The sequence below is a fragment of the uncultured Bifidobacterium sp. genome (assembly GCF_949292005.1).
Taxonomy (GTDB): Bacteria; Actinomycetota; Actinomycetes; order Actinomycetales; family Bifidobacteriaceae; genus Bifidobacterium.
The window spans coordinates 1-14,183 of record NZ_CASEXV010000074.1 but is presented as its reverse complement, the minus strand read 5'-3'; the positions used below and the strand labels follow the sequence as shown (position 1 = coordinate 14,183).

Sequence of the window (14,183 nt, the reverse complement as noted above, 5' to 3'; positions counted from 1 at the left end):
TTTTCCCTTCGACCGCTCAAGCTTGCGGAGAATGATATCGTCCATATCGCAGTCCAGACTGTCGGCCAACATGACGCAATACGTCAGAACGTCCGCGAGCTCATCTTTCGCGTGATCATCATCGGCCATGCGGGCGTCCGACCCCCACTGATAGCATTCCAGAAGCTCGGCGGCCTCGATGGCGATGGATTTGGCCAGATTCTCAGGGGTATGATACTGCTCCCAGTGTCGGTCACGGGTGAATCGTTCGATGGCGTCAATGGTTGTCCGACTGATCATGCGACCAACTTATCTCGTTCCCGAAGAAGCCGCGACGACCAGTCCACCGATATCCCAATCCCCGTAATTCAACCACGGCAATACTATGGAGTCATGAGCGAATACGACAGTCCCATCATCGTCAATCTCCCCTATGGACGGTATTCGCTGATGGATTTCGACGAAGCCATACGGAGAACCGTGGATGCGACGGGTGCCATCCCGCATAAATCAACCCTTGAATCGCATGCGCTGCATTACGTCATCGGCTACCCCACGGTCTACATCGTGTATTCCACGAACCAAAACCGGCATAATCAGCATCCGACATTCACCGTCTATGTGGGCGAGACCAATGACATCATCCAACGCACCCAGCAGCATCTCAACGCGGATCCAAAAACGCGAAGCGACTGGCTTGAGGTGGCCACGGCGACAAAGACGGATGAGGCGGCGTTCCACCAATACGTCATCGCCCATAGCAGGTTCAACAAATCGCTGACGCTTGACGTGGAGAACCGTCTGATGCATTACATGTCCAGCGCATCATCGGTCACGCATCTGCGCAACAGAAGAACCAACGCCCAGGGCGACTATTTCACATCGGATCAGTTCGATCGAATATTCACCGACATCTGGCTCGGTCTGCATAGATCGGACCCTGAACTCTTCCCCACCGAAGAGATCATTCATGATTCCGCGCTTTTCAAGGCGTCCCCGTTCCATAAGCTGAACGATGAGCAGAAGAGCGCCGAGAACGGAATCCTCGACATCCTGTCGCGGCGCCTGAACGATTCCGCCGCCATGAACGACGCCATGAACGACCGTCAGAGGCCGACTCTGATCGTCATCAGCGGTGCGGCCGGAACGGGAAAGACGGTTCTTCTCAGCCATCTTTTCTATCGGATCAACACCGAATTGCTCGTTCCGGAACCGGCATTCGCGTCGGCAGCCGATCCGGAGGATGACGACGATGAAATACGGATGGTCTCTCCCGCCGAGAACCGTCATAAGGCGTACATCGTCGTCAACCACAAAGAACAGGTAACCGTCTACAACCAGATCGCCACGAAACTCGGACTGCAAAAACATGAGAAAGCCGTCGTTCTCAAGCCCACGACCTTCATCAACCGCTTCAGCAGACAACGGGCCGGAGGACATGGTCGTGGGGACGTGTCAACGCCGGAGGGCAAGGCCGACATCGTTCTCGTTGACGAGGCCCACCTCCTCAAAACACAGGGCGACCAAGGCTATTCGGGGAAGAACCAATTATGGGACATACTCCGACGGGCGCGGATAGTCGTCGCCGTCTTCGACAGGGACCAGATTCTGCAGTCCTCGCAACAGTGGTCACAGAAGGATCTGGATACGATCTTCACCGATCAGAAAGACAGTGTTTCAAGTGCAACAGGAATGCCGTCCCATGCGTCAACGGCATTCCGTCATGTCTCTTTCGGACACGATGATGGCCTGCCCCCACTCGACATGGACGTCGCCCACATCTCCTTCCGCCATCAGTTCCGCATCGACGCCAGCCCATCGGTGATTCGGTGGATCGAGGACTTCGCACATTGCCGGTCCATCGATGCCATAGAGCTTGATGATCAAGGACGCGACATCCACGCGGACTCCGATCAGAGACCCTACGAGATCAGAAGCTTCGATTCCCCCCATGCGCTTGTCCACGCGATACGGCGAAAGTCCATGCTTGCCAGCGACGGACCGGATGGACAGGGACTGTCACGTGTCCTCGCAACGTATGACTGGAAGTATTCCTCGGCAACGGCGAATCCTGACGATCCGCAGGGTCTATGGAACGTCACCCTGTATAAAGACGGGACCGGCTCCTGGCGGGCCACGGCTCCGCCTGACATGGAAGACAAGGATGTTTCCCAGGGACATCGTCGAACATCATGCGTGGATCACTTCGCCATGCCATGGAATTATCAACTGAAAGACCCCGCGCCCGCACGAGGAGTAAACCGTCATGCGGCGTGGGCGGAGAAAAGCTACACGATCGATGAGATAGGTTCCACATTCACCATCCAAGGTTTCGATCTCAACTATGCCGGTGTGATCATCGGACCATCAGTGCAATATCGGGATGGGCGGATCGTGATCAACCCGCATAACAGCCGGAACTATCTGGCCACCAACAAACGAGGCGGTTCCCAGGACTTCTCAGTCACGAATCTTCGCAACGAGTTGAACGTTCTTCTCACGCGAGGCGTTCACGGCCTCTATATCTTCGCCGTCGACCGTCAGCTGCGCGATCGGCTCCGGGAAATTCTTCAGCCGCACCTGCTCGGCTAGCCGCCATCCCCGCCACACAGAACCCCCATATCTCACGACACCGCTACAATGGCCGCGAGACTGCGGGAGGTAGCACATGGGACGACATCAGCGGGCCGAGACCGCGGGACTCGTGTCAAGCCTTATCTGCGCTGCCGTCGGTTTCGTGGGCATGACCATCTATCTTCGATACGCCCCGGCCATCTGGCAGGTGAGTCAGCGGCTGTATCTGGTCTGCGCGGCCATCATCGCCGGGTGCGGCACGCTGTCGTTCGCCATCGGATACGCCCGCCAGTCACGATCATGGAACCTGCGTTTCGGCTGGCTGGTTCCCATCCGCCGTGTGGTGGAGATCGTTGCGCTCTCGACCGTCTACGCCTCGACGTTGTTTCTCACGTCGTTCATGACGCTCGTCATGATGAACGAGCTTCTGGGCAGTTCAACGAATGATTATCTTTCCGGTCTGTGCGCCGCGTTCGCGGGAATCGCCGGCTACCTCACCTTCGTCCAGGCGATGCTGATGGACGCCAAAACGCTTTCCGGTCTTCTTCCCCTTTTCGTCGTCGCCGGAGTGACCACCGCGGGTCTGACAAGCGACGATCCCTACTGGGCCGGCAATAATTTCTCACAGCTGGGTGACCGGACCACCTTCGCGGCGCGCATGTTCAACTCCACCCTCATGCTCGCGGGCGTATGCGTCATCATCATCACCTACTTCGCCCTGTCGGAGCTCATCACCACCGAAAGGCTCCATCGTCGGCACTCCACGGACAACGACCTTCCCAGCGACACGGAGACCAGACATTTCCGCACGAGGATCATCATCCTTGCCGCTCTCCTCAGCCTGTCGGGGGTGGCGTTCATCGGCATCGGCGCCTTCCGCTACACACCGCATCCGATCCTGCACAACGTGTTCGCCCGCGGACTCCCCTGCGTGATGGGCGTTCTGCTGATCGGGCTGCGCTGGGTGGCCCCGCAATTCTCACGCTCGATGTACGTGATGTCCGCGACGATCATCATCGTATGCAGCGTTTCGGGAATCCTGTGGCTGGCCGGAGGCAACACCCTCACCAACGTGGAGGGCATTGCGGGACTGCTTTTCATGGCGTGGTTCATCGTCTTCACCCGTCAGGTGGCGGCGATGGAGGCCGACCGCGTCGAAAGCCGCATACGCAATCTTCCGATCCTGGCGGCGGAGGGTGACGCGCTCGTCGTTCCCTCGACAAACCGCCCCGTCCACGTCCCCATCAGTCGCCTTGGCACGGAAATCCTATCCGAACCGGAGTCCCGGCTATCCACCGAGCGCTGACGGACGACGGGCGACGCTCGATCAGTCACGATACGATCAACCACGACAACCACGACAACCACGATCCGAATAGATCAGCACCTCAGTATTCCACCGGGACGACCGGCTTCGTCGCGCTTTGCAGCAGCAGGAAGCTGCGCGGCTGCGCAGTGATCGCGAATCCTGCCTCATAGCTCAGCTCCGGGCCCTTCGGATTGTGAGTGTCCACGACCAGCTGCCATTTTGTGCCATACCGCTCGTCGGGAAGCGTGAACATGATCGGCTCGTAGTGCGCGTTGAATATGAGGATGAAATCGTTGTCGACCATGCGGTTGCCATACCAATCGACCTCCGGTATATCCGCGCCGTTGAGGAAGATCATCACGGTGAACGCATGCGTGTTCTGCCAGTCGTCCATATCCATGATCGAACCGTCATGATCGAACCATTCGACCTGGGGAATTCTGCCGGAACCATCATCCTCGCCGTCGCGGCCGGTGAAGAAGCGCCGTCGGTGGAGGACCGGATGCTCCAGCCTCAGGTGGATCATCCTCGAGACGAAATCCAGCAGTTCCTGCTTGGAGTCGTCCATCTCCCAGTTCGTCCAGGAGATCTCGTTGTCCTGACAGTAGGCGTTGTTGTTGCCCTGCTGGGTGCGTGCAACCTCATCACCGCCGCAGATCATGGGAATCCCCTGACTCACCAGAAGAGTGGCGAACAGGTTGCGCATCTGACGCTGCCGCAGCTCGTTGACGTCAGGCTCGGACGTCGGGCCTTCGACCCCGCAGTTCCATGAACGGTTGTTGCTTTCCCCGTCACGGTTGCCCTCGCCGTTGGCCTCGTTATGCTTCTCGTTGTAGCTCACCAGATCGTTCATGGTGAAGCCGTCATGGGCGGTGATGAAGTTCACGGACGCCACGGGACGGCGCCCGTTCTGCTGGTACAGGTCCGAACTGCCCATCAGCCTGCTCGCGAATTCGGGAAGCGTGGAGGGCTGCGAACGCCAGAAGTCGCGCACGCAGTCACGGTACCGTCCGTTCCATTCGGACCAGCTGGAGGGGAAACCGCCCACCTGGTAGCCGCCCGAGCCCAGATCCCACGGTTCGGCGATAAGCTTGACGCGGGAGATCACCGGATCCTGCTCGACGATGTCGAAGAACGCGGACAGCTTGTCCACCTCCTGGAACTGCCTCGCCAATGTGGCGGCGAGATCGAACCGGAAGCCGTCCACATGCATCTCGGTCACCCAGTAGCGCAGGCTGTCGGTGATCAGCTGCAGCGCGTGCGGCGAACGCATAAGAAGGGAATTGCCCGTGCCGGTGGTGTCGAAATAGTGCTGCTCGTCCCCGTCGACCAGGCGGTAGTACGACTTGTTGTCGATGCCACGGAAGCTCAGAGTCGGTCCCTTGTCGTTGCCCTCGGCGGTGTGGTTGTAGACCACGTCGAGGATGACCTCCATGCCGGCGCGATGGTACGCCTTGACCATGGCCTTGAACTCGTTGACCTGCTCGCCTCGCTGCCCGGAGCTCGAATAGGCGTTATGCGGGGCGAAGAATCCGATGGTGTTGTATCCCCAGTAGTTGCTCAGCCCCTTCTCCTGCAGGAACGCGTCGTTGACGAACTGATGGATCGGCATGAGCTCGATGGCCGTGACGCCGAGCTTCCTGAGATAGTCGATGACGGTGGGATGAGAGAGCCCCGCATAGGTGCCGCGAAGGTCGGGCGGCACATGGGGATCGAGGTTGGTCATCCCCCGCACGTGCGCCTCGTAGATGACCGAATCGTGGTACGGGATGAACGGATGCTGGTCGCTTCCCCAATCGAAGTAGGGGTTGACGACGGCGGCCTTCATGGTATGCTCCGTGGAGTCCAGGGTGTTCATCGCCGTAAGGTCGTCGGGGCTTTCGAACCAGTACGAGTACAGGCTCTCATCGCCGTCGATGTTGCCCTCGATGGCCTTGGCGTAGGGGTCGAGGAGCAGCTTGTGGGGGTTGCAGCGCAGTCCCCTCGCCGGATCGTACGGTCCATGGACGCGATATCCGTAAAGCTGACCCGGCTGGATCCCGGGAATGTAGTTGTGCCACACGTAGGAGTTCTGCTCGGTCATCTCGATGCGCGTCTCATGGTTGGAATCATCGAAAAGGCAGAGCTCCACACGTTCGGCGACCTGTGAGAACAGCGCGAAGTTCACGCCCGCGCCATCATAGTTCGCACCAAGAGGAAACATGGAACCAGGTCTGATCTGCATGCGAACAAGTATCTCACGCCACGGCGTTCCGCGGACGGATTCTCGGCGAACCAGCCGACAACCTCCACCTTATGCCCTGTTATCTGCGAGTTTCTCTCCGCAGACGCTCATGAAGTATGGCGATTGTGGAGTTGGACGCCGCGATATGCGCGTCCATAAGCTCGTTCCACGTCACCCACGTGGACTCCACATGCTCGCTCTCGTCGAAATGACGCGCCTTCTGGGTGAAGCGTCCCAGCCGCACGATCATGATGTGCGCAAGCTCATCGGTCATTCCCTCCGACGAATAGCAGTCATCCACGCGTTCGATGCGCACCTCCCCGGGACCATCGACGACCACGCCCGTCTCCTCGGCGAGCTCGCGCAGCGCGGCATGCTGCACGTCCTCCCCCGGGTCAATCAGCCCCGCCGGCAAGCCAGGGACAAAACCGTGCGATCCTATCCGATACTCACGCTCCAGCAGATAACGGTCACGCGCGACATCATGCACGAGCATGACGACGCAGGGCGCGTGACGGATAAGCTGACGACTGATTCTTTCGAAGCCGCCGGATGTGGTCGGCAGGTCGATCCACACATCCTCGATATCGAAAATCGGCCCCGAATAGACGGTCTCGCTGCTGACGATCCGTGGAGACGCGGTCATGTCCACGCCATCGGAGGACGCCGACAGACGCTCGTCGACCGTGGCGTCGTTCCCCTCCATCAGCGAATCACCAGCGTCCACGGATCGGTGGGAATCCCCACCCGGAAGACATCCGGACGTTCTCCCGTGAGTCTGGCGACCTGATCGGGAACATCGTCGAGCGCATAATCCAGCCACAGCGATTCTATGGCCGAATGCGGCGTGTTGATGAGCATGGGCCGCACGGCATGGTCGCCGCCCTCCCTGATACCAGCCTCATACCGGGCCCGCTCGATCGCATCGGTCGCCGGATGGTGTCTCAAGTCGCTGGTGACGTACACGTCCGCTCCGGATGCGCGGACCTCGTCGAACAACGAATCCCCTGATCCGGGAACCACTGCGACACTACTGACCATCGCACTCGGATCGCCGGCCACCTGCACGCCCAATTCGGTGTGAGGCAGGGCTTCCGCCACGCGACGCGCGAAGTCGGACAGCGTCATCGACTCGGCGAGACGACCCACACGGCCCAATCCCGGTTCGAACGTCGCACGGTCATCGACCGCATGGGCGTTCGACGAACCGTCCTCCGCACGGTTTTGGGAGACTCCCCGAGGTGTCTCATCGCGTGCGGACCGGGACTCCGCGTCACCCACCGGCACAAGAGGATGCTGATCAACAAGACCGAACGCGTCGGCCGCCGCCTGCCCGACCCCACGGAAGGACACATCGGCGTTGGTGTGGCCCACCCACAATCCGCAGCCCGCTCGATACAGTTTGGCGACAAGGGAACCATGCGCGGCACCCCCGGCGTAGGAGAGGCCCGACACCTCGTGCACCGATCGGAACAGCAGCGGATGATGGCACACCAGAAGATCGGCCCCACGTTCGATGGCCGCGTCCACGACTGCTGCCGTCGGATCCACCGCGAAGGCGATCGTATGAACCTCGTCGTCGCCCATCCCCACGATCAGACCGGGATGGTCCCAATCCTCAGCCCAACGCAGGGGATAAAGAACCTCCAGAGCCTCCACGACCCTCGACAGTCTCACCATGATGACCGACTCCTTCCGTCGCAACGCGCGACCCGGTTCCGACAATAAGCGCAGCGCGCGAATCCGCTCACAGACAATCCGGCTTTCAGTGCGCGGCGAGTTGCCAGTCCGTTCCCACTCCCACGGACACGCTCAAAGGCACGGCCAGCGACACCGCGTTCTCCATGGCGTCGCGGACCACATCCTCGACCCGTTCACGCTCCCCCGTCGCCACCTCGACCACAAGCTCGTCATGGATCTGAAGGATGACCCGGCTGCGAAGCCCCTCGGCCCTCAGGGAGCGCACGGCCCGAATCATCGCCAACTTCATGATGTCCGCAGCCGAACCCTGGATGGGCGCGTTCAGTGCCCCACGCTCGGCCGCATCCCGCGCCGCACGGTTCGTCGAGCGCAATGCCGGGAAATACCGACGACGCCCGAACATCGTCTCCGTGTAGCCCTTCTCCCGCGCGCCGGCGACAAGAGACTCGAGATAATCGTGGACTTTGCCGAATGTGGCGAAATACTTGTCCTTGAGCATATCCGCGGTGGCCGGGCTGACACCGAGCTGCTTCGCCAGCCCGTAGGTGCTCAGCCCATACGCGAGCCCATAGCTCATGGCCTTCACATGGCTGCGCTGGTCAGGCGAGATGTCCTCAACGGGAACCTGATACACCAGACTGGCCACATACCGATGGAAGTCGGCACCTGAGCGGAACGCCTCGATCAGAGCCTCGTCGCCGGACAGATCCGCCATGATGCGCAGCTCAACCTGCGAATAGTCGCAGCTGAGAAGCGACTCATAGCCATCCCCCGGCACGAACACGGATCGGATCTCACGACCCTCGGCGTTTCTGTTCGGGATGTTCTGCAGATTGGGATCAGTGGAGCTCAGCCGTCCCGTCGCCGCCACCGTCTGCTCATAGGTGGTATGGATGCGCCCGTCGCGCGGATTGATCGAGTCGATCAGGGTCTGGACGATCTGCTTGAGCTTATTCGTCTCACGATGCCGGAGCAGTGCGCCAAGGAAAGCGTTCGCACGCTCGTTGTCGACGGAATGTGCGTAAAGATCCTGCAACGCGGCCGCGCTGGTCGTCCGTGCCCCCGTTTTCGTCTTGCGGGTGGGACGCAGTCCCAGATCGTCGAAAAGCACGCTCTGCAGTTGCTTGGGGCTTTGCAGATTCACCTCGCGTCTGGCCGCGTCCCAGGCGATTCGCTGCGCCTGCTCGGCATCCGCCGTGAACTGCCGCAGAAGATCGTCGATGCGCGCCGCGTCCACGCGGGCGCCGGCGACCTCCATGCCGTGCAACGCCTGGGACGTGGGAAGCTCGATGGTCGTGAGCAGCCCATACTGATGCCTCTCGTCCAGCACAGCGGCCAGTCGTCGCGCGAGCCCACGAACCATCGCCGCCTGCCGGACGATGCGCGCACGCGCCACGGCACGGCCCCCGTCGTCATCGGCAGCGTTCTCCCCCGACAATCCGTCGATGTCCAAGACTCCCTGCGCCGGCTTCTCGACATCCTCGTCCGAATGGATATCAAGAAAATGCGCGGCGCACTGCTCCAGAGTGTCCGCATGGAAATCAGGCTGGTCAAGATACGCGCCAAGCTTGGTGTCGAACACGGGCCTCGGCATCCGAACCCCACATGCTCCCAGCATGTGCAGATGCTCCTTGTACCCATGAGTGATTATCCGACCATTCCAACGGGACAAGGCATCGTTGATCACATCGGACATCGGGGATGTGCAGCTGCCCTCCCGTGTCTCGATGACGGCGGCCCGACCATCGAACAGCAGAACCACGCAATCCAGCCTTGTCGCACCCGGCTTGGCGTCCCCCTGCGCGTACACGGTCATGGCAGAGTCGACCGCCGGCGTGCCTGACGCGGAATCAATCACCGGCAATCCATTCTCCGCGGGAGAGAGAATCGCGTCATCGCCATCGTCCGCTTCCGCCGAGATGGAGTCCTCCACGTCAGAACCGGCGGGAAGGACCTCTTTCGCCCACGCACGCAGATCGTCCGGTGTCTGAATCACATCGAACCGCGGAACGTCCAGCTCCACCGCGGCCTGGCCAACCGGCGTCGCATCCGCATCCCCGGAGTCGAAGGCCTCGAGAACCTTGCGCATGGTCCTCTCACCGAACTCAAGCTCCGCGAAAAGCTTGGTGAGCGCGGGCCTGTCCGGGCGTCCGAAGGTCAGATCGTCGACAGCCACCCCCAAATCCAGATCCCGCACCAGCGCATTGACCTTGCGATTGAGAAGAACCTGATCGATGTTGTCTCTCAGCGACTGGCCTTTCTTGCCGCCGATCGACTCCGCGTTCTCGACGATTCCCTGAAGCGACCCGTACTGCGCGATCCATTTCGCCGCGAATCCATCGCCGACTCCGGGGACCCCGGGAATGTTGTCCGACGTCTCGCCTCTCAACGCCGCCAGATCCGGGTATTGCGCGGGGGCGACGTGATACTTCTCCATGACCGCATCCGGCGTCATGTGATGAAGGTCCTTGAAATGATGCCCGGGGTAGAGAACCGTGACGCTGTCGTCGATGAGCTGGAAGGCATCCCTATCGCCGGAGAGGACCAGTGTCCGAAGCCCCTCGGCCTCACCCATGCTGGCGAGCGTGCCGATGATGTCATCGCCCTCATACCCGGGCTTCTCGATGTAGGTGACCCCAAGCGCCTCAAGCATGCGCTGAATGAGTGGAAGCTGGACGAGAAGCTCCTCGGGGGCCGCGTCGCGCGTGCCTTTGTATTGGGGAAGAAGCGTGTTGCGGAAGGTGCCACCTTTCACGTCGAACGCCACAGCAAGATGATCCGGTTTCTCCGACCGTATGACCTGCGAGAGCATGGTGGCGAATCCCCAGATGGCGTTCGTGGCAACACCCGACGATGTGCTGAAATTCTCCACAGGAAGCGCGAAGAAGGCCCTGAAAGCCAACGAATGGCCGTCGACGACGAGGAGAGTTCCCCCGTCCGGGACGGCCTTGTTCCCCTTGTCGATGGAGCTATCGCTCGTCCTCTGGGCCATCGTCCTCCTTGGGGTCGCCGTACTTGGCAATGATGGCCAACGCGAGCCTCTTCTTGGGAATGCGCTGGTCCATCGACGTTTTCTGAATCCACCGGAACGCGCCCTGCTCCGAGAAATCGGCCTTGTCCATCAGAAGGCCCTTGGCACGATCGACAAGTTTGCGCTCCTCGAGCGTCTCCTCGCTTTTGTGGAGTTTCTCCTCGGCGACGCGAAGACTGTCCTCGGCCTCCCGAAGGCGTCGATCACTGGCCTCCACGCTATCGAGAAGATCGTTGATCTCGCTGAAACGGCCCATCGCGACCTCAAGCGCCGGAAGAAGCTTCGATTCCTCGTAGGGCTTCGTCACATACGCCATGGCGCCGGCGCCTGTCGCCTTCTTCACCAGATCCGTCTGCGAGAAGGCCGTGAGCATGACCACGGGAGCGATGTTTTCGTCGCAGATCGTTCCTGCCGCGGTGATGCCATCCATGCGGGGCATCTTCACATCCATGCAGACCACGTCGGGACGCAGCTTGCGCGTCAGCTCAACCGCTTCCTCGCCATTCGCGGCCTGACCGACGACCTCATACCCGTTGTCCTCAAGCATGGCGACGAGATCCATGCGATTGACCGACTCGTCCTCGGCCACGACGACCGTCGGCTTGAACGACGAAGCATGTTCCGGCGCAGCATCGGACGCGTCATCACGCGTTGCCGCTGCCTCGATCTCCTCAGGAGTGAGAACCCCATCCCTACCGGCCGCTGATTCGCCGTTCCTCTTCCTTGCGGGCATATCAACCTCTTTCCAACGGACGATGGATCCGCGCTCCGGCATCGGCGACGACCTGGCGCCCCTTCCACTCGCACGTGCCCCCGGTGGGACTCGAACCCACACTGTGCAGATTTTGAGGCTGCTTCCTCTACCAATTGGGATACAGGGGCGAGGAGCGCGCGGTCACATGACCGCTGCGCACATCACGCAGATAAGCATATCAGCACCCTAGACGACGTGTGTCGCCGTCATCGGGCGGCGTCATCCGGTCTTGTGCCCACGGCGTTTCACGTGGTGTGGCCCTAGAATACGAAGAAAGAGATCAGAGGGCGCGGCGGTCGGCTCTCAATCACCGCACCCGCCTCGTCATGAGGAGTTGGAGTTGGAATGAGCACACGAACCTATCGGAGATTCGATCCTTGGCGTCCCGCACCGGTGAGGGAGCAATCACGTAGGCAGCTGATCGACGGCCATTATTTCACGGTGGAGGAGCTCGCGCTCAGCTCATCCGAATCCGAGACCTTCAAACGTCTCATCCTTCGGGAGAAGCATGGCGACACCATCGGAGTCATAGCCCAGACGGCCGATGGAAGCATTCCGCTCGTCGAGCAATACAGATTGCCGAGCCATCGATGGACCTTGGAGATTCCCGCCGGGCATGCCCGCTTGGAACACGAGAAGCCTCTGGATGTCGCCCTGCGCAAGCTCAAGGAGGAGGCCGGCTTCGACGCCGCCCACGTGTCGCAGTTCATGCGTTTCCTCAACACGCCAAGCTTCTCCACGCAGCACACATCGTTGTTCTACGCCACCGACCTCACGGCCACGGACCGAACCGCGATCGGCCCGGAGTCCCCACGCTCCAATGTCCGTCTTGTCTCCCCCGCGGAAGCCTATGACATGGTCATTCGAGGAATCATCATCGACGCCAAATCAATCATCGCCATCATGCGTCTGCACGATGGTTTGAGGCATCCGAAAACAGCCGATTCGGCGCAGTAGACGGCGCGATAAACAGATAAACACTAGATGAAATAGCGCGGCGGGCACCCTCACATAATCCGGTGAGGATGCCCGCCGCAGAACAAAGGCGATCAGTCGTCGCAGGCGCCAACCGTGTGGACGTAGATCGAGTCAGTGCGGCCAGGCTGATGATCGCCCTGTGCCGAGCTGAGGACGACGATCTTATCTCCGTTGGAGACCTTTCCTGCGTTACGAAGAACCTCATCCGTATAGGTCATCAGATCCTTGCGGCTCTTGTCGTGGTAATCCTCCTCGACAAGGAACGCCTCCGTGCCCCAGCTGAGAGCGAGCCAGTGGAACGTGTGCGCATTGTTCGTGATGCCGTAGATCGGCGCGGCCGGACGCTCTCGTGAGACGCGGTGGACGGTGCTGCCGGTCTGGGTGAACGCCACGATGGCCTTGGCGTTGAGCTTGTCGGCAAGATCCACAGCGGCCGACGACACGGCTCCGGTGCTTGACATGTCAAGGTTCTTGAGGTTGGGGATGCGGTCGTAGCCGTGCTCGGTGGCATAACCGGAGATGCGGCTCATCGTCTTGACCGTGTCCACGGGATAGTCGCCCACGGCGGTCTCGTTGGAGGTCATGGTCGCGTCCGCGCCATCAAGGATGGCGTTCGCGCAATCGGATGCCTCTGCGCGGGATGGAACCGGCGAGTGGACCATGGAACCAAGAACCTCAGTCGCGACGATGACCGGCTTCGCATACTGACGCGCGAGCTCGATGCACCGCTTCGTGACCAGAGGAACCTCCTCGAAGGGCATCTCGACGGCCATGTCACCACGCGCGACCATGATGCCGTCGAACGACTTGACGATCTCCTCAAGGTTCTCCACCGCCTGCGGCTTCTCGATCTTGGCGACGATCGGAATGCGGCGTCCCTCCTCGTCCATGATCTCGTGGGCGCGGTCGATGTCGGTGGCGAAACGGACGAAGGACATGGCGATGATGTCGGCGCCTGTCTGGATTCCCCAGCGCAGATCCGCCTCATCCTTGTCGGTCAGAGCCGGAAGGCTTACGGCGACTCCGGGAAGGTTGATCCCCTTGTGGCTGGACACCGGTCCCGCGACCACGACCTTGGTGTGGACGTTGTTCCCCTCGACCTTGGTCACCTCAAGGCGGACCTTGCCGTCGTCGATCAGGATGGGGTCGCCCGCATGGCAGTCACCTGGCAGTCCCTTGAATGTGGTGGACGTGATCGTCTCGTCGCCTTCGACGTCATCGGTGGTGATGATGAATTCCTGTCCGGCTTTGAGCTGGACCTTATCCTCGCCGTCGGCGTTCTTCTTGAACAAGCCGCAGCGGATCTTCGGACCCTGGAGGTCGACCAGAACGGCCACATTGCGGCCGGTGGCCTTGGAAGTCTCACGGACGTTGTTGTATACCTTGAGGTGATCCTCAGGGGTTCCGTGCGAACGATTGAGCCTCGCGACGTCCATTCCGGCCTCGACGAGCTTGGTGATGTTCTCCAGCGATTCGGTAGCGGGACCGATGGTGTCGACGATTTTGGCTTTACGCATATGCTTGCCTACTCCTGTTCGTGTGCATTTTTCGCGCGTCCGATGGTATTCCGGGCGCACACCATCCACCCTACTAGTTTTCCTGACCGTTGTGTGTGACATCTCCAGCGTGTTGT

The 14,183-nt window shown here is 60.5% G+C and carries 10 protein-coding genes and 1 tRNA gene; 3 read left to right on the top strand and 8 right to left on the bottom strand.

The window, feature by feature from the left end; all coding sequences use genetic code 11:
- Positions 1–279 (bottom strand): nucleotide pyrophosphohydrolase (locus Q1X90_RS05430; RefSeq protein ID WP_300767337.1); only part of this gene is annotated, 279 nt, incomplete at its 3' end.
- Between the two features lie 93 nt (positions 280–372).
- Between Q1X90_RS05430 and Q1X90_RS05425 the strand changes: the two genes are divergently transcribed.
- A complete protein-coding gene (locus Q1X90_RS05425) occupies positions 373–2,571 on the top strand; it encodes a DUF2075 domain-containing protein (protein WP_300767335.1) in 2,199 nt (732 codons plus the stop codon).
- Between the two features lie 76 nt (positions 2,572–2,647).
- Entirely contained in the window at positions 2,648–3,859 is a 1,212-nt protein-coding gene (locus Q1X90_RS05420; RefSeq protein ID WP_300767333.1) for an ABC transporter permease, read from the top strand.
- 82 nt (positions 3,860–3,941) lie between these two features.
- Here Q1X90_RS05420 and glgX read toward each other — a convergent pair whose 3' ends face one another.
- The 6 genes from glgX to Q1X90_RS05390 all read right to left on the bottom strand — a co-directional run bounded on the left by glgX (position 3,942) and on the right by Q1X90_RS05390 (position 11,700).
- Positions 3,942–6,065 carry a glycogen debranching protein GlgX gene (gene glgX / locus Q1X90_RS05415; RefSeq protein ID WP_300767339.1) on the bottom strand — a complete coding sequence of 708 codons (2,124 nt, stop codon included), beginning with the start codon at positions 6,063–6,065 and terminating at the stop codon, positions 3,942–3,944.
- Between the two features lie 100 nt (positions 6,066–6,165).
- Positions 6,166–6,792 (bottom strand): NUDIX hydrolase, encoded by a 627-nt coding sequence (locus tag Q1X90_RS05410; protein ID WP_300767331.1) that lies wholly within the window; start codon positions 6,790–6,792, stop codon positions 6,166–6,168.
- The gene (locus Q1X90_RS05405; protein ID WP_300767329.1) at positions 6,792–7,766 is read right to left on the bottom strand and encodes a Nif3-like dinuclear metal center hexameric protein; all 975 of its coding nucleotides are present in this window, start codon (positions 7,764–7,766) and stop codon (positions 6,792–6,794) included. The genes Q1X90_RS05410 and Q1X90_RS05405 overlap by 1 nt, the downstream gene beginning before the upstream one ends.
- Before the next feature lie 85 nt (positions 7,767–7,851).
- Entirely contained in the window at positions 7,852–10,779 is a 2,928-nt protein-coding gene (polA, locus tag Q1X90_RS05400) for a DNA polymerase I (RefSeq protein ID WP_300767327.1), read from the bottom strand.
- Complete coding sequence (locus tag Q1X90_RS05395; RefSeq protein ID WP_300767325.1) at positions 10,757–11,551, bottom strand: response regulator; 795 nt, start codon at positions 11,549–11,551, stop codon at positions 10,757–10,759. The genes polA and Q1X90_RS05395 overlap by 23 nt, the downstream gene beginning before the upstream one ends.
- A gap of 75 nt (positions 11,552–11,626) precedes the next feature.
- A tRNA-Leu gene (locus tag Q1X90_RS05390) sits at positions 11,627–11,700 on the bottom strand.
- 217 nt (positions 11,701–11,917) lie between these two features.
- Here Q1X90_RS05390 and Q1X90_RS05385 point away from each other — a divergent pair.
- A complete protein-coding gene (locus Q1X90_RS05385) occupies positions 11,918–12,529 on the top strand; it encodes an NUDIX hydrolase (RefSeq protein ID WP_300767323.1) in 612 nt (203 codons plus the stop codon).
- Between the two features lie 92 nt (positions 12,530–12,621).
- Here Q1X90_RS05385 and pyk read toward each other — a convergent pair whose 3' ends face one another.
- On the bottom strand, positions 12,622–14,067 hold the full coding sequence (gene pyk / locus Q1X90_RS05380; protein WP_300767321.1) for a pyruvate kinase: 1,446 nt from the start codon (positions 14,065–14,067) through the stop codon (positions 12,622–12,624).
- Positions 14,068–14,183 lie beyond the last annotated feature (116 nt).

What these genes read in the sequence shown, in the direction of transcription:
- Q1X90_RS05420 (WP_300767333.1), top strand. Translation starts at nt 2,648, where the DNA reads ATGGGACGACATCAGCGGGCCGAGACCGCGGGACTCGTGTCAAGCCTT.
- Q1X90_RS05395 (WP_300767325.1), bottom strand. Translation starts at nt 11,551, where the DNA reads ATGCCCGCAAGGAAGAGGAACGGCGAATCAGCGGCCGGTAGGGATGGG.
- Q1X90_RS05425 (WP_300767335.1), top strand. Translation starts at nt 373, where the DNA reads ATGAGCGAATACGACAGTCCCATCATCGTCAATCTCCCCTATGGACGG.
- glgX (WP_300767339.1), bottom strand. Translation starts at nt 6,065, where the DNA reads ATGTTTCCTCTTGGTGCGAACTATGATGGCGCGGGCGTGAACTTCGCG.
- pyk (WP_300767321.1), bottom strand. Translation starts at nt 14,067, where the DNA reads ATGCGTAAAGCCAAAATCGTCGACACCATCGGTCCCGCTACCGAATCG.
- Q1X90_RS05405 (WP_300767329.1), bottom strand. Translation starts at nt 7,766, where the DNA reads ATGGTGAGACTGTCGAGGGTCGTGGAGGCTCTGGAGGTTCTTTATCCC.
- Q1X90_RS05385 (WP_300767323.1), top strand. Translation starts at nt 11,918, where the DNA reads ATGAGCACACGAACCTATCGGAGATTCGATCCTTGGCGTCCCGCACCG.
- polA (WP_300767327.1), bottom strand. Translation starts at nt 10,779, where the DNA reads ATGGCCCAGAGGACGAGCGATAGCTCCATCGACAAGGGGAACAAGGCC.
- Q1X90_RS05410 (WP_300767331.1), bottom strand. Translation starts at nt 6,792, where the DNA reads ATGGAGGGGAACGACGCCACGGTCGACGAGCGTCTGTCGGCGTCCTCC.